The organism is Aestuariimicrobium kwangyangense DSM 21549 (assembly GCF_000421525.1).
GTDB lineage: Bacteria > Actinomycetota > Actinomycetes > Propionibacteriales > Propionibacteriaceae > Aestuariimicrobium > Aestuariimicrobium kwangyangense.
This window is the reverse complement of the sequence record NZ_ATXE01000002.1, coordinates 494,117-518,144: the sequence shown is the minus strand read 5'-3', so window position 1 is coordinate 518,144 and position 24,028 is coordinate 494,117. Positions and strand designations below refer to the sequence as shown.

General features: G+C 67.4%; 21 protein-coding genes and 1 tRNA gene. 14 read left to right on the top strand and 8 right to left on the bottom strand.

Annotated elements, in window-relative coordinates:
- Positions 1 to 26 precede the first annotated feature (26 nt).
- From H507_RS15820 to H507_RS0109040, 4 genes are read left to right on the top strand one after another with little or no spacing between them, the layout of a single operon-like run.
- Positions 27 to 527, top strand: coding sequence for a GNAT family N-acetyltransferase (locus H507_RS15820; protein WP_022910400.1), 501 nt, complete (start codon positions 27 to 29; stop codon positions 525 to 527).
- Positions 520 to 1,146 (top strand): class I SAM-dependent methyltransferase, encoded by a 627-nt coding sequence (locus H507_RS0109050; RefSeq protein ID WP_026378023.1) that lies wholly within the window; start codon positions 520 to 522, stop codon positions 1,144 to 1,146. Before H507_RS15820 ends, H507_RS0109050 begins: the two co-directional genes overlap by 8 nt.
- Before the next feature lie 29 nt (positions 1,147 to 1,175).
- A complete protein-coding gene (locus H507_RS15815; RefSeq protein WP_245558883.1) occupies positions 1,176 to 1,934 on the top strand; it encodes a sigma-70 family RNA polymerase sigma factor in 759 nt (252 codons plus the stop codon).
- Entirely contained in the window at positions 1,931 to 2,224 is a 294-nt protein-coding gene (locus H507_RS0109040) for a mycothiol system anti-sigma-R factor (protein ID WP_022910397.1), read from the top strand. The genes H507_RS15815 and H507_RS0109040 overlap by 4 nt, the downstream gene beginning before the upstream one ends.
- Before the next feature lie 86 nt (positions 2,225 to 2,310).
- Here the strand turns inward: H507_RS0109040 and H507_RS18465 are convergent, their stop codons facing one another.
- Positions 2,311 to 2,385, bottom strand: coding sequence for a 50S ribosomal protein bL37 (locus tag H507_RS18465; RefSeq protein WP_425393311.1), 75 nt, complete (start codon positions 2,383 to 2,385; stop codon positions 2,311 to 2,313).
- A 132-nt stretch (positions 2,386 to 2,517) separates the two neighbouring features.
- Here H507_RS18465 and H507_RS0109035 point away from each other — a divergent pair, with 132 nt between their 5' ends.
- Positions 2,518 to 3,987, top strand: a complete 1,470-nt coding sequence (locus H507_RS0109035; protein ID WP_022910396.1) for a sensor histidine kinase — start codon at positions 2,518 to 2,520, stop codon at positions 3,985 to 3,987.
- Between the two features lie 7 nt (positions 3,988 to 3,994).
- On the opposite strand, the gene H507_RS0109030 is transcribed toward H507_RS0109035, so the two are convergent.
- Complete coding sequence (locus H507_RS0109030) at positions 3,995 to 4,246, bottom strand: WhiB family transcriptional regulator (RefSeq protein WP_022910395.1); 252 nt, start codon at positions 4,244 to 4,246, stop codon at positions 3,995 to 3,997.
- Between the two features lie 171 nt (positions 4,247 to 4,417).
- Between H507_RS0109030 and H507_RS0109025 the strand changes: the two genes are divergently transcribed.
- Positions 4,418 to 4,798 carry a hypothetical protein gene (locus H507_RS0109025; protein WP_022910394.1) on the top strand — a complete coding sequence of 127 codons (381 nt, stop codon included), beginning with the start codon at positions 4,418 to 4,420 and terminating at the stop codon, positions 4,796 to 4,798.
- Positions 4,799 to 4,808: 10 nt separating this feature from the next.
- Here the strand turns inward: H507_RS0109025 and galK are convergent, their stop codons facing one another.
- The 6 genes from galK to H507_RS0108995 all read right to left on the bottom strand — a co-directional run bounded on the left by galK (position 4,809) and on the right by H507_RS0108995 (position 12,923).
- Positions 4,809 to 5,972 (bottom strand): galactokinase, encoded by a 1,164-nt coding sequence (gene galK / locus H507_RS0109020; protein ID WP_022910393.1) that lies wholly within the window; start codon positions 5,970 to 5,972, stop codon positions 4,809 to 4,811.
- Position 5,973: 1 nt separating this feature from the next.
- On the bottom strand, positions 5,974 to 6,156 hold the full coding sequence (locus tag H507_RS0109015; RefSeq protein WP_022910392.1) for a DUF6104 family protein: 183 nt from the start codon (positions 6,154 to 6,156) through the stop codon (positions 5,974 to 5,976).
- A gap of 3 nt (positions 6,157 to 6,159) precedes the next feature.
- A complete protein-coding gene (locus H507_RS0109010) occupies positions 6,160 to 10,077 on the bottom strand; it encodes a multifunctional oxoglutarate decarboxylase/oxoglutarate dehydrogenase thiamine pyrophosphate-binding subunit/dihydrolipoyllysine-residue succinyltransferase subunit (protein ID WP_022910391.1) in 3,918 nt (1,305 codons plus the stop codon).
- Between the two features lie 118 nt (positions 10,078 to 10,195).
- A complete protein-coding gene (locus H507_RS15810) occupies positions 10,196 to 11,431 on the bottom strand; it encodes a glycosyltransferase 87 family protein (RefSeq protein ID WP_022910390.1) in 1,236 nt (411 codons plus the stop codon).
- Positions 11,428 to 12,780 carry a glycosyltransferase 87 family protein gene (locus H507_RS0109000; protein WP_022910389.1) on the bottom strand — a complete coding sequence of 451 codons (1,353 nt, stop codon included), beginning with the start codon at positions 12,778 to 12,780 and terminating at the stop codon, positions 11,428 to 11,430. Before H507_RS0109000 ends, H507_RS15810 begins: the two co-directional genes overlap by 4 nt.
- Positions 12,781 to 12,848: 68 nt before the next feature.
- A tRNA-Arg gene (locus tag H507_RS0108995) sits at positions 12,849 to 12,923 on the bottom strand.
- Positions 12,924 to 13,043: 120 nt separating this feature from the next.
- Between H507_RS0108995 and lysA the strand changes: the two genes are divergently transcribed.
- From lysA to H507_RS15795, 8 genes are all read left to right on the top strand, one after another.
- Positions 13,044 to 14,447, top strand: coding sequence for a diaminopimelate decarboxylase (lysA, locus tag H507_RS0108990; RefSeq protein WP_022910388.1), 1,404 nt, complete (start codon positions 13,044 to 13,046; stop codon positions 14,445 to 14,447).
- A complete protein-coding gene (locus H507_RS0108985) occupies positions 14,444 to 15,781 on the top strand; it encodes a homoserine dehydrogenase (RefSeq protein WP_022910387.1) in 1,338 nt (445 codons plus the stop codon). The genes lysA and H507_RS0108985 overlap by 4 nt, the downstream gene beginning before the upstream one ends.
- Entirely contained in the window at positions 15,781 to 16,665 is an 885-nt protein-coding gene (gene thrB / locus H507_RS0108980; RefSeq protein WP_022910386.1) for a homoserine kinase, read from the top strand. The genes H507_RS0108985 and thrB overlap by 1 nt, the downstream gene beginning before the upstream one ends.
- Before the next feature lie 238 nt (positions 16,666 to 16,903).
- Entirely contained in the window at positions 16,904 to 18,898 is a 1,995-nt protein-coding gene (gene rho, locus H507_RS15805) for a transcription termination factor Rho (protein WP_022910385.1), read from the top strand.
- A 277-nt stretch (positions 18,899 to 19,175) separates the two neighbouring features.
- A complete protein-coding gene (locus tag H507_RS0108970; RefSeq protein WP_022910384.1) occupies positions 19,176 to 20,960 on the top strand; it encodes an ABC transporter substrate-binding protein in 1,785 nt (594 codons plus the stop codon).
- A gap of 39 nt (positions 20,961 to 20,999) precedes the next feature.
- Positions 21,000 to 22,010, top strand: a complete 1,011-nt coding sequence (locus tag H507_RS0108965; protein ID WP_022910383.1) for an ABC transporter permease — start codon at positions 21,000 to 21,002, stop codon at positions 22,008 to 22,010.
- Complete coding sequence (locus H507_RS15800) at positions 22,007 to 22,969, top strand: ABC transporter permease (RefSeq protein ID WP_022910382.1); 963 nt, start codon at positions 22,007 to 22,009, stop codon at positions 22,967 to 22,969. The genes H507_RS0108965 and H507_RS15800 overlap by 4 nt, the downstream gene beginning before the upstream one ends.
- Positions 22,966 to 24,027 (top strand): ABC transporter ATP-binding protein, encoded by a 1,062-nt coding sequence (locus H507_RS15795; RefSeq protein WP_022910381.1) that lies wholly within the window; start codon positions 22,966 to 22,968, stop codon positions 24,025 to 24,027. Before H507_RS15800 ends, H507_RS15795 begins: the two co-directional genes overlap by 4 nt.
- The last annotated feature ends 1 nt before the right edge of the window (position 24,028 follow it).

The window sequence follows — 24,028 nt, the reverse complement described above, 5'->3', positions numbered from 1 at the left end:
CTGGACCCGCGCGGGACAATGGCGCCATGTTCACGTGGACGATCGTGCCGCTGGGCCCCGAGACGCGCCCGCTGCACGACGAGTTGGTCGCAGCTAACGGTGGCCACGTCGGACAGTGCTGTCCGGACGCCCGGGCAGCGCTGGTGCTGGATGCGGACGGGAGCTGTCTGGGGTGGGCCAAGTACGGCACGCCCGAGGAGGTGCCCACCCTCAGGCACGGCCGTGGCTACCCGGAGGGTGCCCTGCCCACACCCGACTGGAGGATCAGCTGCGTCTTCGTGGGTCGCGGTTTCCGCAAGCTGGGGGTCGCCCGCGCTGCCGTCGAGGGTGCACTCGATCTGATCGCGGCCGAGGGTGGCGGTGTCGTCGAGGCGATCAGCGATCCCACCGACGACCACGAGGTGCAGCCACGATCCTTGCCGTGCGCCACCGTGGAACTCTTCGAGCGGCACGGTTTCAGCCGTGTGCTGCGGGTGGGCGCCCACAGTTGGGTGGTGGTGCGAACCGTGGAGCCGCGTGATGACTGAAGCTGTGCCGGGCCAACTGTGGGACCGGGTGGCGCCGCACTACGACCGCACCTCGGCATGGCTGGAGCGTCGGTTCATGGCGGGTGCCCGCCAGTGGGTGTGCGAGCGAGCCAGCGGACGAGTGCTCGATGTCGGCGTCGGGACGGGCGCCAACCTGGGACTGCTGGGCCACGCCGACGGGGTGGTCGGCATCGACCCTTCCGAGGGCATGCTCGAGGTCGCACGGGGCAAGCCCGCATCGGCAGGGGTGACCCTGCTGCGTGGGGTCGCCGACGACCTACCGTTCGCGGACTCCAGTTTCGACACCGTCGTGATCACCTTCGTGCTCTGCGGCGTGCCCGACGTCGGCGGGGCCCTCAGGGAGGCGGCCCGGGTGCTCCGTCCTGGAGGGAGCCTGTTGTTGGCCGACCACGTGGCGTCGACCACCGCTCCACTGCGCTGGGGGCAGCGCCTGCTGGAGTCGATCACCGGACCGCGCCAGGGGGAGTGGTGGACGAGGCGTCCCCTGCCCCTGTTGCCCGAGCGGGGCTGGGCGGTGAGGGAGTCTCGCCGCCGTCATTTCGGCATCATCGAGAGCGTCTGGGCCTCCCGGGAGGACGCCAACTCGTCCGGGGAATAGCACGGGGAGTCGTCGGTGTTGTGTCAGGCATGAGCGCACCCGCAGTGATGGATCGTCCGGTCGTCCCGGCGACCGCCGTCCTGCCCGGCAGCACGCGTGAGTGGGTAGGATCGTCCCTTGTGACCCTGAATCACGCAGAAGCCATCCCCGATGTCTCGAACGAGACGCCCGAAGAACGGGCCGCACGCTTCGAGGCCGACGCGATGCAGTACCTCGACCAGTTGTACGGCGCGGCGCTGCGGATGACCCGCAACCCGGCCGACGCCGAGGATGTCGTGCAGGACACCTACGCCAAGGCCTTCCAGTCGTTCGGCCAGTTCACTCCCGGCACCAACCTCAAGGCGTGGCTCTACCGGATCCTGACGAACACCTACATCAACACCTACCGCAAGGCGCAGCGCCAGCCCAAGACCAGCGGCGCCGGTGAGGACGTGGAGGACTGGCAGCTCGCCAAGGCCTCCCAGCACGACTCCACCGGTCTGCGCTCGGCCGAGGTGGAGGCGCTGGAGTCGCTGCCCGACCAGGACATCGTGGCGGCGCTGAACGAACTCTCCCCGGACTTCCGGCAGGCCGTCATGCTGGCCGACGTCGAGGGGTTCGCCTACAAGGAGATCGCCGAGATCATGGGCACGCCCATCGGCACGGTGATGTCGCGGCTCAACCGTGGACGGTCCCAGCTGCGGGCACTGCTCGCCGGGGTTGCGCACGAGCGGGGGATCGGGCTCGACCACGATTCCCAGGGGAGAAAGATCCAGACCACTCAGCGGGGCAAGGAAGAGCAGTCATGACCGCCGAACGCCACACCGACGCTGGTCACCCACACGAGTCGGCCGAGCACAATGCCTGCCTGAGTGCCCTCTCGCAGCTGCAGGAATTCCTGCACCACGAACTCGCGACCTGCGATGAGGACGCCATCCGGGCCCACCTCGCAGCCTGCGACAAGTGTCTGGAGACCTTCGACATCGAGCAGACCATCACCATGCTCGTGAAGCGCTGTCATCCCGAACAGCAGGCCTCCGCCGACCTGCGCATGCGCGTCATGAAGCTCTCGGTCACCATGCACGACCCCCAGACCTGACCCGCTCGGCGCACCTGCCCTGACATGCACACACCCCCGACCTCGGACGAGGTTCGGGGGTGTTGGTGTCTGGGGCGAACGACGGCTCAGGCGTTGGGACGCTTGCCGTGGTTCGCTGCGTTCTTGCGACGAGCGCGACGCTTGCGTCCACCCTTGCCCATGGCAGCCTCCTGAGTTGTTCGATGTCAGTGCAGGGACTGCACCGAGGGGTCATTCTGCCAGATGCGAGCACCCATCCCCAACCCGCACCGCCCGGGGCCGAGGGCCGGAGGGCTGCCCCTAGAATCCTGCGCATGGCATCCCTCGGGCAGATCCTCGCCGACCACACCACCTTGGCGCCGGCCGACGCGGACTGGCTGAAGGCGTTCGTCAACGAGTGGCACCTGCTGGCCGACACGTCCTTCTCCGACCTGATCCTGTGGGTCCCGGACGTGGACGACAACATCTTCTGGGCGGCGGCCCAGATCCGTCCCAACACCGGGCCCACCGCGCTCGAGGACGACGTGGTGGGCGAGAGCATCAGCTACGAGCCGGAGCACCTGGTGCTCGAGGCCTACCTGTCCGAGGAGATCTGCGAGACCTCCGACAACCAACTGCGCGCCGGGATCCCGGTGGACGTCTGGGCGATCCCGATCATCCGCAACGACCGGGTGATCGGCGTGGTGGAGCGCCACACCAACCGGATGGGCGTGCGTGCACCCGGTGCCCTCGAGGACGCCTACCTCGAGACCGCCGACATCCTGTCGGGGATGGTGTGGCAGGGCACCTTCCCGGTGTACCCGCCCTCCGACCCCTCACTGAGCCCCAAGGTCGGGGACGGCATGGTGCTGACCAGCGTCGCGGGGATCATCAGCTATGCCACGCCCAATGCGGTCTCTGCCTTCCGTCGGATGGGCTACGTCGGTGACCTCGAGGGCGACGACATCCGCCAGATCATCCAGGACGTACTGGCCCGCTATCCCCAACTGGGTCAGACCATCACCGCCGACCTCACCGGCACGGTGGTGCGCGAACTCGACCTCGAGTCGAACCAGGCCACCATCCGGATGCGGGTCGTCCCCCTCTCGGACGTGGATGGCGGCCTGGGCACCATGCTGTTGGTGCGAGACACCACCGAACTGCGCCACCGGGAACGGGCGTTGGTCACCAAGGACGCCACCATCCGCGAGATCCACCACCGGGTGAAGAACAACCTGCAGACGGTTGCTGCCCTGCTGAGGTTGCAGTCACGGCGCATGCAGTCATCGGAGGCCCAAGGTGCCCTGAAGGACGCCATGAGCCGGGTGCAGGCCATCGCAGTGGTGCACGAGATCCTCAGCCAGGCCTTCGACGAGACGGTGGTCTTCGACGACGTCGCCGATCGCATCCTGCGGATGGTCGGAGACGTCGCGGCCGCGCAGGGGAGCGTGGACGCCCGACGCGAGGGCAGCTTCGGCATGGTGCCCGCAGCGTTGGCCACCAACCTGGCCCTGGTCATCACCGAGCTGTGCCAGAACGCCGTCGAGCACGGCCTGAACCAACGATCGGGCCAGGTCCGCGTGCTGCCGACCCGGGTCGGTCAGCAGCTCACGGTCGAGGTGCGTGACGACGGTGAGGGCGTGCCCGAGGACTTCTCGATCGAGACCTCGCCCAGCCTGGGGCTGAACATCGTCAACACCCTCGTCCGTGACATGGGCGGCACGTTCAGCCTCGCCAATGCCAGCGACCGTCCCGGCAATGGGAGGGGAGCGGTCGCCACCCTGCAGTTGCAGATCAGGGAATGACTGTCGTTCAGGAGTTGCGCAGGCGGGAGCGGGCCTGACGCCGCTTCATGGCGCGACGTTCGTCCTCGCTGAGGCCGCCCCAGACTCCGTGGTCCTGACCGGCCTCGAGGGCCCAGGCCAGGCACTGCTCACGCACCTCGCAGCGACGGCAGACGAGCTTGGCCTGCTCGATCTGCAGAATGGCCGGGCCGGTGTTCCCGATGGGGAAGAACAGCTCCGGGTCTTCGGTGAGGCATGCCGCGCGGTGGCGCCAGTCCATGACAGTGTGACTCCTTCTCGATGCTGGGGCACCGTGACGTGCAAGTCCCAAGAGTGGGCTCGCCGGACATCCCATGTGACGGGCTCGGGCTCACGCCACCCTACCGCCGACTCCTGGTCGGCGAGCGGAAACGGTACCGAGCGCATGGGAACAACGCTCTAGAGTATCCCGGTGACCCCCGTGCAGACCACCCCTGAGCATGTCCGCCGTCCGCTGATTGTCGCCGGGGGGCTGACGGGAGCGGCCGCTGCCGCGCTGGTGGTGCTCGGCGTGGTGGTCGCGGCCCAGCGCCACGGCATCTTCTCCGTCGGGGTCGGCGTCATGCTGCTGCTCTACGGGCTGCTGGTGGGCGCGGTGGCGTGGTGGGCACGACGCGGACGACTCTGGACCACCGGTCCGATGGTCGCCGCCGCTCTGCTGCACCTGTTGGTCGTCGTCGCCATCGCCCCCGACGCCAATGCCTGGTGGTGGGCTCTGGTACTGCCCCTGGCCATGACCGCGGCGCTGGCCCTGGTCGCGCGCGTGCGCGCCCAACGGGTCGAGGTCCACTGACCTCGACCCGCTAGAGGATTCTGCGTGCGCCGGCTGCGGGGGTGGCCGTGAACCAGGCAGGCGCGCCGTAGCCGGCGTCGGCGAACGCCCCAGCGATCGTCTGCCCGATGGTGTCGCCCTCCCCGGCGCGGCACAGGGCGATGATGCAGCCGCCGAACCCACCACCGGTCATGCGGGCACCGAGTGCCCCGGCCGCCCGGGCCGTCTCGACGGCCAGGTCGACCGTGGGAACGGTGATCTCGAAGTCGTCGCGCATCGAGGCGTGGGAGGCGTCGAGCAGGGGGGCCAGGGACTCGAACTCTCCGGCCTGGGCCAACTCGGCCGCGCGGAGCACCCGCTCGTCCTCGGTCACGACGTGCCGCACGCGCTTGGTCAGCAGCTCGGCATCGTCAGCGGTGGCCAGCTTCGCCAGCGCGTCGTCCAGGTCGGTCACGTCACGCAACGCCGGGACGCCGAGCAGCAGCGCCGCCCGTTCACAGCTGGCGCGCCGTTCGACGTACTCACCGTCGACGTGGCTGTGCGGGGTCTTGGTGTCGAACACGAGGATCTCGAGTCCAGCGGCCCCGAGGTCCATGGGCACCTGCTCGGTCTCGTGGGTGCGGCAGTCAAGCACCAAGGTGTTCCCCTCGGTGCACAGCGTCGAGGCGGCCTGGTCGAGCAATCCCGTGGGTGCACCGACGTAGGCGTTCTCGGCCTTGCGGGCCAAGGTGGCCCGTTCCAAGGGGGCGATGTCGAGACCGAACAGGTCACACAGCCCCCCGATCATGGCGCACTCGATGGCGGCCGAACTCGACAGACCCGCGCCGAACGGCACGTCGGACGACAACACCACCGTCACCCCGGTCGGAATGCCCCCGATGGCCCAGATGCACCCCGTGAGGTAGTCCCACCACCCACGCTCGCCGGCTTCGGGATGGTCGAAGGGACGAAGCTCGTCGAGACCCACCTCGTGGCGTTGGTCAAGGTCGAGGGCCTGGACGAGTACCCGGTCGTCGTCCCGCTTCGAGAGGCTGACCAACGCGCACTGTTCCAGCGCGAAGGGCATCACGAAACCGTCGTTGTAGTCGGTGTGTTCACCGATCAGGTTCACCCGACCCGGCCCGGCCCACACCAGTTCGGGTTCGACCCCGGCCAGTTCACGGTGGGCCGCCAGCAGCACCTGGATGTCTTTCATGTCAGGAGTCCTCATCGTCGTCGTCGAGTCGTGCCAGCCACGTGGCCAGCCGCTCGACCGGGGTTTCGAACTCGGGATTGAGGTCGACGAACGTGCGCAGCTGCTCGGCCAGCCACCCGAGGCTGACCTCCTCCTCGCCACGGCGCCGATCGAGTTCCTCGATCCCGCGATCGGTGAAGTACACGGCTCAGCCCTCGACCGCGTCGAAGGCCCGTTGCAGCAACTCGGCCTCCTGGGCCTGGTGCACCTTCGACAGGCCCACCGACGGCGCAGAGGCCGGGGGACGGGTGATGCCCGTGAACGAGAGTTCGTAGTTGCTCATGTGCCGCGCAACAGCCTGGGGCAGGTGCAGCTTCATGAACTCGTAGGCACCCTGGTTCTCGGGCTCGTCCTGCACGAAGCGCACGTCGTCGACGTGGCGGTAGCGCTCCAGGATGGCGGCGAGCGCCTCATCGGGCAGCGGGTAGAGCCGCTCGAGCGAGACGATCGCGACCTGCCCCTCGAGCCCGCGGCGCTTGCGCTCGGCCACCAGGTCCCAGCGGATCTTGCCCGAGCACAACAGCACGGTCCTGACCGAGGCCGGATCGGTGATGGTCGGGTCGTCGAGGGCCGGCTGCCACGTGCCCGTGGTGAACTCCTCGGGCATCGACGTCGACAGCTTGTTGCGCAGCATCGACTTGGGAGTGGCGATCACCACGGGACGGTGCCAGTTCACGTAGGCGTGCTGACGCAGCAGGTGGAAGTGGCTGGCCGGTGTCGAGGGCTGGCAGACCGCCAGGGCACCCTCGCTGCACAACTGCAGCCAACGCTCGATCCGGGCGGAGCTGTGGTCGGGACCCTGCCCGTCATGCCCGTGGGGGAGCAGCAGGACGACTCCGGACTTCTGGGTCCACTTGGCCGCGCCGGAGCTGATGAACTCGTCCGCGATGGTCTGGGCGCCGTTGGCGAAGTCGCCGAACTGTGCCTCCCACAGCACCAGCGCCTCGGGTGCGGCCACGGAGTAGCCGTACTCGAAGCCCATCACGGCGTACTCGCTCAACAGGGAGTCGAACACCTCGAAGGTCGCCTGGTCCTCGCTGAGGTGCTTGAGCGGAACCCACGAGTCGTTCGTGTGCCGGTCGACGATGGCCGCGAAACGCTGGACGAAGGTGCCGCGCCTCGAGTCCTGCCCGGTCAGGCGCACCGGCCTGCCCTCCAGCAGCAGCGAGCCGAAGGCGAGCAACTCGGCGGTGGCCCAGTCGATGGGCCCCTCCATGATCGCCTTGGCGCGACGCTCCAGCTGGGGCAGCACCTTGGGATGCACGGTGAACCCGTCGGGGAAGCTGGAGTGCACCTCGGCGACCTTGGCCAGCACGTCGGGAGTCGTGGCCGTGCCCTTGAACCCGCCCGGCTTGACGGGGTAGACCGGAACCTTCTTGTACTCATCGGCGTCGGGAGCGGCCTCGCGGACCTCCTTGAAGACGTTCTCGAGACGACTGCGGAAGCGGTCCATCACCTCTTCGGCGTCCGCGACGGAGATGTCACCGCGTCCGATCAACGACTCGGTGTACAACTTGCGGGTCGAGCGCTTCTGCTCGATCAGGTCGTACATCCTGGGCTGCGTGAAGCTGGGGTCGTCACCCTCGTTGTGGCCGCGGCGGCGGTAACAGATCAGGTCGATGACGACGTCCTTGTTGAACTTCTGGCGGAACTCGTAGGCCATCCGCGAGGCCTCGACGCAGGCGTCGGGGTCGTCCCCGTTGACGTGGAAGACGGGCGCCTCGATCACCTTGGCCACGTCGGTGCAGTACACCGAGGTGCGCGACTCGCTGGGCGAGGTGGTGAACCCGACCTGGTTGTTCACCACCAGGTGGATCGTGCCACCGGTCTTGTATCCGCGCAGTTGGCTCATCTGCAGGGTCTCGTAGACCACGCCCTGACCGGCGAACGAGGCGTCACCGTGCATGAGGATGGGCACCACGGGGTAGACGCCGCCGCTCGAGCGCAACCGGTCGAGCTTGGCCCGGGCGATGCCCTCGAGCACGGGGTTGACCGCCTCGAGGTGTGAGGGGTTGGCAGCCACCGAGGCCTTGACGGTGGCGCCGGACAGTGCCGTGAACTGGCCCTCGGCTCCGAGGTGGTACTTGACGTCACCGGTTCCCTGCGAGTTGCGGGGGTCCATGTTCCCGTCGAACTCGGCGAAGATCTGGCCGTACTTCTTGCCGATGATGTTGGCCAGCACGTTCAGGCGTCCACGGTGGGGCATGCCGATGCACACCTCGTCGAGGTTGTCATTGGCCGCCTGCTCGCAGATCTCGTCGAGTGCGACGATCGCCGACTCGCCACCCTCGAGCGAGAACCTCTTCTGACCCACGAACTTGGTCTGCAGGAAGGTCTCGAAGATCTCGGCCTCGTTGAGCTTGTCGAGGATGCGCAGGTGCTCGTCGCGGGGGAGCGCCACGTGGGGCTTCTCCATCCGCTCCTGGAACCAGGTGCGCTGGTCGGGATCGGTGATGTGCATGTACTCGACGCCCAGGGTGTGGCAGTACGAGTCGCGCAGGATGTCGAGGATCTCGCGCAAGGTCAGGTAGGCGCGGCGGTTGCCGCCGAACCGGCCGACCGCGAACTCACGGTCGAGGTCCCAGATGGTCAGCCCATGGGTCTCGAGCTGCAGGTCGGGGTGGCTCCCGACGCGGTACTCGAGCGGGTCGATGTCTGCGGCCAGGTGGCCAAGCGATCGGTAGGCCTGGATCAACTCGACCACCCGGGCGGCCTTCGCCACTTGGTTGGTGCGGTGGCCCGAGATGTCGTTGGCCCAGCGCAACGGGGCGTAGGGGATGCGCAACGCCTTGAAGATGTCGTCGTAGAAGCCGTCCTGCCCGATCAGGAGCTCGTGCAGCTTCTTGAGGAACTCACCCGACTGGGCGCCCTGGATGACGCGGTGGTCGTAGGTGCTGGTCAGCGTGGTGAGCTTGCCGATGCCGAGGTCGTTGAGCCTGGACTCGGAGTTGCCCTGGAACTCCGGCGGGTAGTCGATCGAGCCGACTCCCAGGATGGTGCCCTGGCCGTTCATCAGCCGGGGAACCGAGTGGTTGGTGCCGATACCGCCGGGGTTGGTCAATGAGGCGGTGGTGCCGGCGAAGTCGTCGACGGTCAGTTCGCCCCTGCGCGCCTTGGCCACGACCTCCTCGTAGGCGCCCCAGAACTGGTTGAAGTCCAGCGACTCGCAGTTCTTGATGTTGGGCACCAACAGTTGGCGGGTGCCGTCCTTCTTCGCCACGTCGATCGCCAGACCGAGGTTGATCGACGGGTTGGTGACCAGGGCAGGCTTGCCGTCGACCTCTGCGTAGGCGTTGTTCATGGCCGGGACGGCCTTGAGGGCCTGCACCATGGCGTAGCCGATGAGGTGGGTGAAGCTGACCTTGCCGCCCTTGCTGCGACGCAGGAAGTTGTTGATCATCGTCCGCTGGTCGATGACCAGTTTCATGGGCACGGAACGCACCGAGGTGGCCGTTGGCATGGTGAGCGACGAGTCCATGTTCTTGGCCGTGCGCATCGGTGCACCCTTCATCACCGTCGTCACGGGAGCAGCGGACTCCACGGTCGGGCGGCGGGTCGGGTTGGGTGCGTCGGCCGACAGGCCGCCCGAGGCACCGGGCACCGAGGGGCGGTTCGGACGGTTCTCGGGAACCTTGCGCGGTGAGTTGGCGGCGTTGGGGGCCGGCTTCGGATCGGCCGGGATCGCCTCGGGTGACTGCCCGGGCGTGGGCCTGGACGGATCCGGCTGGGGTGTCTCAGCGGTCGCCTTGACCGGGGCCTGGCCGTTGGGGGCCGGCTTGGTCTGGGCGGCGGGCTTGTTCTGGGCCGGCTTGTTCTGGGCCGGCTTGTTCTGGGTCGGCTTGGTCTGGGCGGGCTTGGTCTGGGCGGCGGCGGTCGGCTCGGGGCTCACCGATGCGGGGGCAGACTGGTGGTTCGACTCCCGGTCGAAGTAGGTACGCCAGCTGGGGTCGAGCTCGTCCGGGTTCTTCTCGTACGTCTCTCGCAACTCATCGATCAGCCAGTCATTGGCTCCGAAGTCACTCGCCTGGTCGTGGGACATGCTGTCTGAGGTGGAGGGAGCCACCATCGCCTTCTTCCGCTGAGAGCCGCCGCCAGGCTTCCGTGCCTGATCCTCTGACAAGGCTATCGAAAGCCAACGGCCTGACCAACACACACGCACGGACTGGTGCCGCCCCCGTTCGGGCTCAGCGACGCCCGACCCTGCGCAGCAGCACGACCACCGCCGACACCTGGGTCGCCACCCAGACGGCCACCATCAACAGGTTGCGAGCCACCAGCACGGAGGTGGCCGCCGAGGAACTGTGGGGGTTGCCGATCAGCCCGGCGTACTGCACGGGATAGACCTGCTGGGTCAACCACGCCAGCACGATGCAGGTGACCGCAACCGCGGCGGCCAGCAGGTACATCAGTCGGGTCCTGGCCTCGACCAGCAGGGCCGCCACCGGGGCAGCCAGCCAGACCAGGTACTGGGGCGAGAAGGTCTTGTTCGCCACCAGCATCCCGGCGACCACTGCGACCATCATCAAGGTCAGCACATCGGCGGGCAGCGACCGGTGGAGCAGGGCCATCAGCCCCATGCCCACGGCACAGATGACGACGACGGCCATGGCCAGGTCGGCTGCCCTCAGCCACGCCTCCACGCCCGGTCCGTAGATCTCGAAGGCGTTGTGGGGGCTGAACTCCACCTTCCACTGCGACGAGGTGACCCGCTGCGCCATCAGCCAGGTGGCCGGCACCGCCTCGATCTGCAACCCCCGGTCTCCCTGCCAGGTCAGGGGCGAGACCAGTCGCGCCGGCGACGAGCTGATGAGCGCCAGCAGCGCCAGGGCCAGTCCGGTGAACGCGAACCACACGACTCGCTGCACACCCGCGCGATGGCGCCCCGCCAGGGGGGCGATCAGGAGCGCGGGCCACAGCTTCAGACCGGCACCCAGCGCGACCAGAGCACCGCTCACCCGTGGATGCCTGGTGACGTAGAGCGCCGCCAGGCCCACCACGAGCGCGGGCACCATGTCGTAGCGGAACCAGATGAGCCCACCGAAGGCGAGCACGAATACGGTCCAGAACATCACGGCACGGGTGGATCCACGGCGGTGCAGCGCGATCGTGAAGACCGCGTCGAGGGCGGCCATGGTCAGGCCGAACAGCACCACGTAGTCGTTCACCTCCCGTGCCGGGAGCACGATCAACCCCAACACCCACAGCACCGGCACGGGGTACTCCACGAGACGGTTCATGCCCAGGTCGGGTTGTGACATCCACGCGTAGTAGTAGCGGACGTCGTTCCAGATGAACCGGGCGTGTGCCGACCACTGCGAGAACATGTAGGCCCGGGTGACGATCCACACCACCGCCCACAGGGCCCCGTGCCGCCAGACCCGCACGAGGTCGTCCCGCAGTTCGCGGGTCAGCCCCCTCACCGCTGGGCTTTCTGCAACGGCTGGGCCTTCTTCGCCGGGGGTCGCAGGAACGTCCACAGCCAGTGCAGCACCCACACCAGCAGGGCGACGATCCCGAAGTTGCGGGCGACCAGCACCAACGTCACCGCGGTCATGCCCAGGGATCCCTTGACGAGCGGCGCGTATCCGATCGGGTACACCAGTTGGGTGGCCAGGGTCAGGGCCAGCAGCACCGAGCCCGTGCGGATCAGCCGCCGCTCGTCGGCGAGGCGCCGGAAGGTGGAGGGGTCGTCGGCCGAGGAGATCACGCTCAACCCTGCTGCCAGCGGCCCGCCGAGCCAGATGATGTACTGCGGCGAGAACGTCTTGTTGGTCACGATCATGACCAGGATCACCATCAACATCAGCACCACCGCCTCGATCCGTCGGCGGGAGTGACCCGGTCGGAGCCACGCCAGGTAGACAGCGACGGCCAGCGCATAACCCACGTAGGTCGAGATGGTGGCCATCGCGAGCAGGGCGTTGGCCCCCGGTCCCCAGATCTCGAAGGCCTGGAAGCTCGAGATGCCCACCCAGTAGTCGTGCCGGTGCAGGATCCGCCACAGCATCGCCGGGGTAGCCCAGACCGACTCGATCTGCAGGTGTCGTCCCGACTGCCAGGTCAGCGGCGACAGGAGCCGGTCCCACCCCGCCCAGAGGAGGCTGGCCAGGGCCAGTGCCCCGCCCAGGCCGAACATGGCGGCGGTGGCCTTCACCCGGGCCCGCGCATCCCCGCGCAGCAGGGCCGGCCACAGCAGTGCCGGCCACAGCTTCGTGGCCGCACCCAGGCCGATGAGCGCCCCGGCTCGTCCGTGGTGCCGGTTGACCAGGGCAAGCAGCGCCCAGGCGGCCAGGGCCGAGGTGACCAGGTCGAAACGCAGGTAGGCCGTGGGTCCGATGAACGCCAGGAAGACCACCCAGAAGACGACCGCCTCACCGCGCAGACGGCCGCCGTTGATCCACAGGCTGCGGCAGATGGCGGCGTCGATGGCCAGCATCACCACCACGAAGACGATGATGTAGCCGACCTTGGTGGTGAACCCGAGGTAGTAGGGGACCAGCATCAACCAGATCACCGGCGTCGGGTACTCGACCAGGGTCTGTTGTGGACCGACGTCGAACAGGGCGCGTGTCTTCTCGAAGTAGTAGACGACATCGCCCTGGGTGCTGGGTGCCGCGATCAGCCACAGGGCGAACACCAGGCATCTGGCGATCACCCACAAGGTGGCGAGGAAGCGAGGACTGTCGAGCTGGGCGCTGGTGAACCAGGTGCTCCACGCCCACCAGCGGCGTTTCAGGGGCAGTCGACGAGGCGCCTCCGTCTCCACCACGAGGCCTCCTGACACCGCGCCGCGCCGGGCGCGACACCCGCCCCTGGGTCCTGACTGGTCGATCCTGCTGGCGCCCCCGGCAGGATTCGAACCTGCGCTCCCGCCTCCGGAGGGCGGTGCTCTATCCCCTGAGCTACGGGGGCCTGGTGGCCTGGGGCCTGCCCCACACTAGCAGCCGTCGGAGGGTCGCGACACGCGCCGCCCGCCGCCCCTCCAACTGGACGGCATCGGGCCGATCCTCGCCGACATGGCACGCTTGCCCCATGACCCACATGCACGTCGCAGGTGTCACCCACGCCGATGTCTGGGGTGCTGGCCCGCAGTGGCTGGAACGCCCCACCGATCCCAATGCCCTCGACACCCAGTTGTGGTCGTCCACGACCAGGCGCGAGCCCTCTGGCGAGGTCACCATCGGCGGGATCGGGGTCACCGGGATCGTCGAGCAGACCCAGACACCGGTCTACGTGATGGACGAGGTCGACTTCCGCGCCCGCGCGGCCGCGTTCAGGCAGGCCTTCGCCGACTGGGACGTCTACTACGCCGGCAAGGCGTTGCTGACCCGGTCGGTCGCCCGCTGGGCCATGGAGGAGGGCCTCCGACTCGACGTGTGCAGCCTGGGTGAACTCGTGACTGCCCTGCGCGCGGGGGTTCCGGCCGCCGACATCGGGCTGCACGGCAACAACAAGAGCGTCGAAGAACTGCGGCTGGCCATCGAACAGGGAGTGGGCCGTATCGTGGTCGACTCGCTCGACGAGGTGGCGCGCATCGAGCGGCTCACCGAGGAACTCGACCTCACCGCCCATGTGCTGGTGCGTGTCACGGTCGGGGTCGAGGCGCACACGCACGAGTACATCGCGACCGCCCACGAGGACCAGAAGTTCGGCTTCTCGATCGCCAATGGGGCCGCCATGGTCGCGATGGTCAGGTGCCACTACAACCCCCGGATCGACCTGCGGGGAATCCACAGCCACATCGGCTCGCAGATCTTCGCCACCCAGGGCTTCGAGGTGGCGGCGCGCCGCACCATGAAGCTGTTGGGACAGTTCGTCTCGGCGACCGGGTCCCAGTTGCCCGAGCTGGACCTCGGGGGCGGCTTCGGCATCCGCTACACCAGTCAGGACTCGCCGGCGACCCCCGACCAGCTGGCCAGCGACCTGCGCGAGATCGTCGAGCACGAGTCCCGAGCGTTCGGTCTGACGGCGCCGAGGATGTCGATCGAGCCGGGCCGGGCCATCGTCGGACCGGCGGGTACCGCGCTGTACACCGTCGGCACGGTGAAGACGGTCGAACTGGACGGTGGCCAGAGCCGGGTCTACGTCTCGGTCGACGGAGGCATGAGCGACAACATCCGCACCGCCCTGTACGCGGCGGAGTACTCGGCCGCGTTGGTGAATCGGGCCAGCACCGCCCAACCCGTGCTCTGTCGCGTGGTGGGCAAGCACTGCGAGGCAGGTGACATCGTCGTGCGGGACGTCTTCCTGCCCGGGGACATCACCCCCGGTGACCTGATCGGCGTGCCCGCCAATGGTGCCTACTCACGCTCGATGGCCTCCAACTACAACCACGCCACCAAGCCCCCGGTGGTGGCGGTGCGCGACGGGCACCTGGTGACCATGCTGCGCCGCGAGACGCTGGACGACCTGCTGGGACTGGACGTGGGCGCATGATCAAGCCTGCAGACCTGAAAGAGGACACCGTGAAGGAACCGCTGAAGATCGCCCTGTTGGGGTGTGGGGTCGTCGGTACCCAGGTGGCCCGACTGCTCACCCAGCAGACCGCCGACATCGAGGCCCGGATCGGCCGGGAGATCGAGTTGGTCGGCATCGCCGTACGCGACCTCGACCGGCCCCGCGAAGGGCTCGACCCTGCGTTGTTCACCACGGACGCCACCGCCCTGGTCAGCCGGGACGACCTGGACGTGGTGATCGAGGTGATCGGTGGTATCGACCCGGTGCACGCCCTGGTGCGCGCAGCCATCCAGCACGGTGCCTCGGTGGTCACCGCCAACAAGGCGCTGTTGGCCGAGCACGGCCCGGAACTGGCAGCCCTCGCCGAGAGTGAGGGGGTCGACCTGTACTTCGAGGCGGCCGTCGCCGGTGCCATCCCGATCATCCGCCCACTGCGGGAGTCGTTGGTCGGTGACGAGATCACCACGGTGATGGGCATCGTCAACGGCACCACGAACTTCATCCTCGACAAGATGTCATCGGAGGGCGGATCGTTCGCCGACGTGTTGGCCGAAGCCCAGGAGCTGGGCTACGCAGAGGCCGACCCGACCGCCGACATCGAGGGGTTCGACGCCGCCGCCAAGGCGGCCATCCTCGCCTCCCTCGCCTTCCACACCCACGTGCGCGGTTCCGAGGTCTACCGCGAGGGGATCACGAAGCTTGCCAGCGACGACATCGCTGCCGCCCAGCGGATGGGCTTCGAGGTCAAGCTGGTCGCCATCGCCCACCTCAACCAGGACGACTCGGTGACCGTCAAGGTGCATCCGGCCATGGTTCCGCTCGACCACCCACTGGCCGCGGTCAAGGGTGCCTACAACGCCATCTTCGTCGAGTCGAGGGAGGCCGGACGCCTGATGTTCCTCGGCCCCGGCGCCGGGGGAGCGCCGACCGCATCGGCGGTGATGGGTGACCTGGTCACCGTGGCCCGCAACCGCGTGCGTGGGGTGGCGGGTCCCGCCCAGACCAGCTACACCCAGCGCAAGGTCGCCCCCATGGGTGCCTCCGTGACCCGCTACTTCATGCGGTTCGAGGTCCGGGACAAGCCGGGCATCCTGGCGGCTGCGGCCCAGATCTTCGCCGAGCACGAGGTGTCGGTGCAGACGGTGCAGCAGTCGACCATCGAGGCCCTCTCGAGGGGCGACGAGATCTCAGCCACCCTGGGCATGCTCACCCACGCCGCCACCGAAGAACAACTGCGCGCCTGCGTCCAGGAACTGGAGGCGAGCGACTTCGTGCCCGGCGCCGTGCGGGTGCTGCGCGTCGAGGGGGTGTGATGGCGGCCGTCACCGTACGGGTGCCGGCCACCTCGGCCAACCTCGGCCCGGGTTTCGACGCCATGGGTCTCGCGCTCGACGTCTATGACGAGATCACCGTCACCCCCGCCCACCGGCTCGGCTTCGACCTGAGCGGCGAGGGTGCCGATGACGTGCCCCGCGACGAGTCGCACCTGGTGATCACGACGATCCGCCAAGGCCTGGTCGACCTCGGGCACCACGATCCGCACCAGGGCCTGCACCTGCGCGCCACCAACGTCATCCCGCACAGCCGCGGTCTGGGCTCGTCCGCCGCCGCCATCGGCGCGGGTCTGGTGGCGGCCTGGGCGCTCGCTCGTCCGGGCACCGAACTCGACCGCGAGTGGCTGCTCGACCGGTCGTCGCGCATCGAGGGGCACCCGGACAACGCCGGTGCGGTCGTGCACGGTGGTGCGGTGCTGGCCTGGATGGACGCCGACCGGGTCGGACTGGTCAACCTCGCCCTCGACCCACGCATCGAGGCCCGCGTGTACGTGCCTGCCACGACGCTGCCCACGGCCAAGGCGCGTCGGGTGCTCCCCGGCACCATGCGGCGTGCGGCGGTCATCAACCAGGCGAGTCGGGCGGCGCTGCTGGTGCACGCCCTGGCCGGGGCGCCGGAACACCTGTGGGAGGCGACCCGCGACTGGATGCACCAGGAGCAGCGGGCAACCCTCATGCCCGAGTCCCACCGCCTGCGCCTGCGCCTGCGCGGGGTGGGGGTTGCCGCGGCGGTGTCGGGGGCCGGTACCACCATCATCGCCCTGGGCACCCCGGAACAGTTGGCGGCCGCTGACGCGGTCAACTGTGAGGGTTTCCAGGAGCACCACGTCAAGGTCGGACGAGGCGCCCATCTCGTCGGCTGACCGTTGGCACCGGCGCGTCAGAATTCCCCAGTTGTCGCCACGCTGCTATGGTTGACGCTGACACGAGACGGTGTCATACAGCCGAGGACTCCGGCAGCTTCCAGCAAGCACGCGGACCCCGCCACCAGCACCTGGTGCCGGCCCGCTGCAACCCAGACGATCACAACTGGGAGAAGTCCGAATCTTGGGTGACCGGGTTCGTCCCGTGAGCTCACATGCACCCCTTGAAGGGACCTTCGTGACCGAATCCACCGCCGGCCTGTCCGGCAAGCTCCTGCCGGAGCTCAAGTCCATCGCCGCAGGCATGGGCATCCAGGGCACCGCAAAGATGCGCAAGGCAGACCTCGTCGCCGCCATCGGCGCCCGCAATGGCGGGGGAGGGGCGCCGCGTCAGTCGGCCGCCCAGACCTCAACCGGCCAGGGCGGGACGGGCCAACCCGAGACCCAGCCGCGCCAGCACCGCTCGGCCCGCCGTGATGCCGGGGCACCCGCCCAGAGCCCAGCGGAGTCGTCCGGTGTGCACGTCGCACCCTCGACCGTCGACGAAGTGGGCGCCCGGCTGGCCCAGCTCGCCGCCGAGAGCGGCACCCCCGACACCCAGGACGGTGGGGGATCCCGCCGTCGCAGGCGTCGTGGTGACCAGGCCGAGCAGGCCGACCAGTCCGAGGGCACCCAGCCCTCTGAGAACCAGCCGAACGACTCGGGCTCGAACGACTCGCAGGGCTCGGAGGGACGACGCTCCCGCGGTGGCCGAAACGACCGCCAGAACGGTGACCGCCAGAACGGTGATCGCCAGAACGGTGATCGCCAGAACGGCCAGAACAACGATCGTCAGGGCTCTGGTCGCCAGGGCGGCCAGAACAACGACCGCCAGAACAACAACGACCGCCAGAACAACGACCGCCAGAACAACGACCGGCAGAACAACGACCGGCAGAACAACGACCGGCAGTCGCAGAACTCGGGCGGGGGCTTCGAGTTCGACGACGAGCCGGGCGGTCGGCGCAGCCGTCGTCGTCGTCAGCGCGACCGACAGGGCCGCCGTACCCGCCCCTCGGGTGGCCAGGGTCTGGCCGACGAGCCCACGGTCAGTGATGACGACGTGCTGGTGCCCGTCCGCGGCATCCTCGACGTTCTCGACAACTACGCCTGCGTGCGAACCCAGGGCTACCTCCCCGGGCCCAACGACGCCTACCTGTCGCTCTCGCAGGTGCGCAAGTACGGCCTTCGCCGCGGCGACGTGGTGACGGGCCAGATGCGCGCCGCCCGTGAGGGTGACCGGAGCCAGAAGTTCTCGCCCTTGGTCTCGGTCGAGTCGATCAACAATGCCGAGCCCGAGTCGATGCGCAGTCGTCCCGAGTTCAACAAGCTGACGCCGCTGTACCCCCAGGAGAGGCTGCGGCTCGAGACCACCCCGACCAACATGACCGGCCGCATCATCGACCTCGTGTCGCCCATCGGCAAGGGTCAGCGTGGCCTCATCGTCTCGCCGCCGAAGGCCGGCAAGACGATGATCATGCAGAACATCGCGAATGCGATCGCCACCAACAACCCCGAGGTGCACCTCATGGTGGTGCTGGTCGACGAGCGACCCGAAGAGGTCACCGACTTCCAGCGCACCGTCTCGGGCGAGGTGATCGCCTCGACCTTCGACCGGCCCGCCGAGGACCACACGATGATCTCGGAGTTGGCCATCGAACGGGCCAAGCGCCTGGTCGAGCTGGGTCATGACGTGGTCGTCCTGCTCGACGGCATCACCCGACTCGGTCGCGCGTACAACCTCGCGGCGCCGGCGTCGGGACGCATCCTGTCGGGTGGTGTCGACTCGGCCGCGCTGTACCCGCCGAAGAAGTTCTTCGGTGCTGCCCGCAACATCGAGGACGGCGGTTCGCTGACCATCCTGGCGACGGCGCTGATCGAGACCGGCTCACGCATGGACGAGGTGATCTTCGAGGAGTTCAAGGGCACCGGCAACATGGAGCTCAGGCTGCAGCGCCAGTTGGCCGACAAGCGCATCTTCCCGGCCATCGACGTGGACGCCTCGGGTACCCGTCGTGAGGAACTGCTGCTGGGGCGCGAGGAGCTCGCCATCATGTGGAAGCTTCGCAGGGTGCTGTCGGGTCTGGAGGACCAGGCCGCCCTCGAGATGCTGCTGTCACGGTTGCGCAAGACCCAGACCAACCACGAGTTCCTGGCCGTCATCTCGCGTACCACACCATCCTCGGAGAGCTGATCCCGGCCCCCTCGAAAGGCCCTCGGGGAACCGATTTCGGAGAACCGATTCTGTAGCCCCTGACAAGTACCGACGCCCCATCGTGACCCGGTGGGGCGTTGGTGTATGTTCACGATTGGGTCACGGTTCGGTGAACATCCTCGCGGATCTCACTGAATGGTGGTTCAGTTAAGCGATCCTGACACTCGGGGGGCGGTGCAGCCCACTCGTTTCGAAGGTCAGCCCTTCTGGTCGAGGACGACCAGTCAAGGACTCACAGAGCATGCAAAGGAGCATCATGAACAATTCGTGGACGCCGACCCGTCGCGGGTTCCTGGGACTGGCCGCTGCGGCCACCGCGGGCCTCGCGCTGACGGCCTGTGGCACGGCCACCAACACTCCGGGGGGTGGGAGCACCAACAAGTCCTCCACCACCGGTACCGGCGCCAAGCCGATCCGCACCGGGGCATCGGCCGACACCTTCTTCATCGCCGGCTTCCAGTGGGGCCCGCCCACCAGCTTCAGCCCCATCAACGCCTCGCCCGCCTTCGGCGCGGCCCTGAACACCTTCGACATCATGTTCGAGCAGTTGGTGCACTTCAACCAGCTCGACGGCAAGATCGAGCCCTGCCTGGCCAAGGAGCTCAAGCAGACCGACACCGGTTTCGAGCTGCCGCTGCAGGACACCATCAAGTGGTCCGACGGCACCGACCTGACCGCTGACGACGTGCTCTACACGTTCGAGATCGCCAAGAAGGCCCAGGTGAGCTTCTCGTCCTTCTGGACCTACGTCGACAAGGTCGAGGCCAAGGATCGCACCATCGTGATCACCCTCAAGAAGGATCCCTTCAACCCGCTGATCGTCAAGGACATGCTCTGCACCGTCCCGATCCTGCCCAAGGCGTACTACGGCAAGCTCTCGGACGCCGACCTGACCAAGGACGCCAACCTGAAGCCCGTCGGCTCGGGCCCGTACATGCTCGACAAGTACGACGCCACCCAGGTGATCTTCAAGCGCAATGACGACTGGTGGGGCAACGACGTGTTCGGCAAGCCCGCGCCGACCGCCATCGTCCACCCGATCTTCAAGGCCAACAACGACGGTGACCTGCAGCTCGAGGCCGGCCAGCTCGACGGCAGCCAGCAGTTCACCGCCCAGATCTGGAAGATGTGGGAGGACAAGAAGAAGCCGGTCGGCACCTACCTCAAGGAGAAGCCGTACTACCTGCCCGGCGCCATGCCCTCGTTGATCTTCAACGTCGCCAAGAAGGGCCTCGACAACGTCGGCGTCCGCAAGGCCATCGCCTACGCGATCAACTACGGTGACATCGCCTCGAAGGCCATGAGCGACTACTCCGACGAGATGCAGGCCTCGATCGTGCTGCCGAAGGGCTCGGAGGAGAAGTACTTCGACAAGGCCGCCGTCGAGAAGTCGGGCTGGAAGTTCGACAAGGAGAAGGCCGTCAAGATCCTCGAGGAGGAGCTCAAGTGCAAGAAGGGCTCCGACGGCATCTACTCCCTGCCTGACGGCACTCGTCTGGGCCCGTGGAAGCTGCAGACCCCGACCGGCTGGACCGACTGGAACACCTCCTGCGAGATCATCGCCAAGTCCTGCAAGGACATCGGCATCGACGTGCAGACCAACTTCCCGCAGGCCGCCACCATGATCGACGCCATGCAGAACGGCAACTTCGACCTGGTGCACTACAGCTACGCCTCGGTCGGCTCCGCCACCCCGTGGCAGCGCTTCCGTGACTACCTCGGTGACGAGGGTGTCGCACCCGTCGGCCAGCGTGCCTTCTGGAACTACGGCCGGTTCAAGAACGCCGACGTCACCGCGCTGCTGAAGCAGGCGGCGGCCGAGACCGACGAGGCCAAGGCCAAGGAGATCTACGGAAAGTTGGACGAGATCTTCCGTACCAACGTGCCGGCGATCCCCGTGATGTACCGTCCGAGCCAGTTCTACGAGTTCAACCAGGGAACCTGGACCAACTTCCCGACCGAGGCCAACCCCTACGCCCCCCCGACCTGGAAGGGCGCGGGACGCAAGTTCCTCTGGAACATCAAGAAGGTTGGCGCCTGAGTCACCCCTGGGTGACTCCCTCTCCCCGGAAGGACAGACATGGGCCTCGGCCGCTACCTGCTGCGGAAGGCTCTGTGGTACATCGCTGCACTGTTCGTCGCTCTCCTGCTCAACTTCCTCCTCCCGCGACTCATCCCCGGCAACCCGGTGGATGCGCTGGTGGGGAAGTTGGCGCAGGGGGGCGCCGGCAGCGACCAACTGCAGACCATCTACGAGCACTACGTCAAGGAATTCGGCCTTGACAAGCCAATGTGGGAACAGTTCCTGGTGTACCTGCAGAACACCTTCACCGGGAATCTCGGTACCTCATTCATGCAGTACCCCGCCTCGGTCAACAAGCTGATCGGAGACGCCCTTCCTTGGAGCCTCGCGATCCAGTTGCCGGCCGTCATCATCGGATGGCTGGTGGGCAACCTGCTGGGCGCCGTGGCCGCCTTCAAGGGCGGCTGGTTCGACAGGGGAGCCTTCGTCGGCTCGCTGTTCCTGTCGTCGATGCCGTACTACTGCCTGGCCATCCTGCTGCTGTTCGGCTTCGCCGTGTGGCAGCCGGTCTTCCCGCAGGGCCGGGCCTACTCCATCGGGCTCACCCCCGAGTTCTCGATGCCCTTCTTCATGGACGCCATCAGCTACTGGTGGTTGCCGTTCTGGTCGCTGGTGCTGATCTTCATCGGTGGCCAGGCCGTGGGCATGCGCTCCATGGCCATCTACGAACTGGGTTCCGACTACGTGAACTACGGTCGCGGCCTGGGCATGCGCGACAGCCAGATGGTGCGCTACATCTTCCGCAACGCCATGCTGCCCCAGATCACCGGTCTGGCGCTGTCGCTGGGTGGTCTGGTGGGTGGCGCACTGATCACCGAACTGGTCTTCAACTACCCGGGCATGGGCTCACTGTTGTTCACCGCCATCTCGGCGAACGACTACCCCGTGATCCAGGCGATCACGTTGATCATCACGGTGACGGTGCTCGTCGCCAACTTCGCCGTCGAAGTTCTCTACGGCCTCATCGATCCCCGCATCCGGGCCACCCAAGGTGGTGACAAGTCATGAGATTCTCCGTCCGTTTCTACGTCGCGGCCGGTCTGGTCGTGCTGGTTCTGCTGGCGGCACTGCTCGGCCCGTTCCTGATCGGCGTCGACCCCAACACCTCCATCGGTGGTCTGTACGACAAACCCGGGGTCCACCCCGGCTTCGGGGGCATCCTCGGCACCGACAACGAGGGCCAGTCGGTGATGTCGAACCTGCTGTACGGCACCCGCACCTCACTGTTGGTCGGCCTGATCGCTGGCATCGTCGCCTCTGCGATCGGTCTGGTCATCGGCCTGATCGCCGGGTATGCCGGTGGTCTGGTGGAGGAGATCCTGATGGGCCTGACCAACATCATGTTGGCCATCCCCAGCATCGTGATCGTCATCCTGTTGTCGGTGTCACTGCCGCAGCGCAACATCTTCACCCTTGCGCTGGTCATCGGGATCACCTCGTGGCCCTGGACGGCACGAGCGGTTCGTGCCCAGGCAACCTCGGTTCGCACCCGCGAGCACATCGAGGTCGCCAAGATGTCGGGTGCGAACTTCTGGAGCATCCTGGTCTGGGACGTGTTGCCCTACCTGCTCAGCTATGTCGTGATGGCCTTCGTCCTCCAGGTGGCCAGCGCCATCCTGACGGAGTCCTCACTGTCGATGCTGGGGCTCGGTCCCTCGAACATCGTGTCGATCGGCATGATGCTCAACTGGGCACTGGCGTGGGGATCGATCCGGGTCGGTGCCTGGTGGGCCTTCATCCCGCCGACGTTGATGTTGACCCTGATCGCGTTCTCGCTCTTCCTGCTGCAGTCCAGCCTGGACGAGCTGTTCAACCCGCGCCTGCGCCGAGGCAAGAAGGTCAAGGCCGGCGTTGTCACCCCCGACCAAGACGACGAGTTCCTGCCCGAGGCAGGTTCGGCGGCCGGTCCCGCAGCCCTGATGGAAGCGGCCGTCGTCGACAGGACTCGTGAGGAGGCCCGACCATGACGAAGCGCCTGTTGGAGGCCAAGCAGGTCACTGCGGCCTACCACACACCCGACGGACGTGAGGTGCGCGCCGTCGACAACGTCAGCGTGTTCGTGAACGAGGGCGAGATCCTGGGCTGTGCGGGCGAGTCGGGGTGTGGCAAGTCCACCCTCGGCAACGTGCTGGCCCTGACCGCTCGTCCGCCGCTGTACCCGATCAGCGGCACTCTGAACATCGACGGCCAGGTGCTCGAGCTCGGGCAGAACAACAAGGTGCCCCGCACCTGGCGTGGTTCGGTGGTCTCGATGCTGCCCCAGGGTGCCTTGAACTCGTTGTCGCCCACGGCCAAGATCCGCGGGCTGGTGGTCGACGTGCTCAAGTCGCACGGCACCAAGTTGTCGAAGGACGAATGCCTCGACCTCGCCCGGGACAGGATGAAGAACCTCGGGCTGCCCACCCGGGCCCTCGACTCCTACCCCCACCAGTTGTCGGGCGGTATGAAGCAGCGCGTGATCACGGTGATCTCGACCTTGCTCAACCCGCGATTGCTGATCGCCGACGAGCCCACGTCGGCGCTCGACGTGTCGAGCCAGCGGGCCCTGGTCGAGATGCTCCGGGAGATGCTCAACCAGGACATCATGAAGGGCGTCATCTTCATCACCCACGACCTGCCGTTGCTGAAGACGATCTCTGACCGGGTCGCCATCATGTACGCGGGCCAGATCGTCGAGGTGGCGAACTCCGAGGACATCGCGGAGCGGCCCCGCCACCCGTACTCGAAGGCCCTCCTCAACGCGGTGCTCGCACCCGAGGAGGACACCCTTGCGAAGAGGGTGGAGGGCATCAAGGGCTCCCCGCCCAGCCTTGCCAAGCCGCCGTCGGGATGCCGGTTCCACCCTCGCTGCGGCCTGGCGATGGACATCTGCACCCAGGTGATGCCACGTGCCCAGGGCAACGAGCTGCAGTTCGCCAAGTGTCATTGGTCACAGCAACATCCCCACGAGCCCATCCGTATCGAAGACGTGTTGCGTCGCAACGACGAGATCGAGGCCCCCGTGCTGATCAAGAAGGAGGCCTGAC

Bases quoted from the DNA above. Each gene is read 5' to 3' on its own strand.
- H507_RS0109035 (WP_022910396.1), top strand. From the start codon at position 2,518: ATGGCATCCCTCGGGCAGATCCTCGCCGACCACACCACCTTGGCGCCG.
- H507_RS0108965 (WP_022910383.1), top strand. From the start codon at position 21,000: ATGGGCCTCGGCCGCTACCTGCTGCGGAAGGCTCTGTGGTACATCGCT.
- H507_RS0109050 (WP_026378023.1), top strand. From the start codon at position 520: ATGACTGAAGCTGTGCCGGGCCAACTGTGGGACCGGGTGGCGCCGCAC.
- thrB (WP_022910386.1), top strand. From the start codon at position 15,781: ATGGCGGCCGTCACCGTACGGGTGCCGGCCACCTCGGCCAACCTCGGC.
- H507_RS0109040 (WP_022910397.1), top strand. From the start codon at position 1,931: ATGACCGCCGAACGCCACACCGACGCTGGTCACCCACACGAGTCGGCC.
- H507_RS15800 (WP_022910382.1), top strand. From the start codon at position 22,007: ATGAGATTCTCCGTCCGTTTCTACGTCGCGGCCGGTCTGGTCGTGCTG.
- galK (WP_022910393.1), bottom strand. From the start codon at position 5,972: ATGAAAGACATCCAGGTGCTGCTGGCGGCCCACCGTGAACTGGCCGGG.
- H507_RS15815 (WP_245558883.1), top strand. From the start codon at position 1,176: ATGAGCGCACCCGCAGTGATGGATCGTCCGGTCGTCCCGGCGACCGCC.
- H507_RS0108970 (WP_022910384.1), top strand. From the start codon at position 19,176: ATGAACAATTCGTGGACGCCGACCCGTCGCGGGTTCCTGGGACTGGCC.
- lysA (WP_022910388.1), top strand. From the start codon at position 13,044: ATGACCCACATGCACGTCGCAGGTGTCACCCACGCCGATGTCTGGGGT.
- H507_RS0108985 (WP_022910387.1), top strand. From the start codon at position 14,444: ATGATCAAGCCTGCAGACCTGAAAGAGGACACCGTGAAGGAACCGCTG.
- H507_RS15820 (WP_022910400.1), top strand. From the start codon at position 27: ATGTTCACGTGGACGATCGTGCCGCTGGGCCCCGAGACGCGCCCGCTG.
- H507_RS0109010 (WP_022910391.1), bottom strand. From the start codon at position 10,077: ATGGTGGCTCCCTCCACCTCAGACAGCATGTCCCACGACCAGGCGAGT.
- H507_RS15795 (WP_022910381.1), top strand. From the start codon at position 22,966: ATGACGAAGCGCCTGTTGGAGGCCAAGCAGGTCACTGCGGCCTACCAC.
- H507_RS0109030 (WP_022910395.1), bottom strand. From the start codon at position 4,246: ATGGACTGGCGCCACCGCGCGGCATGCCTCACCGAAGACCCGGAGCTG.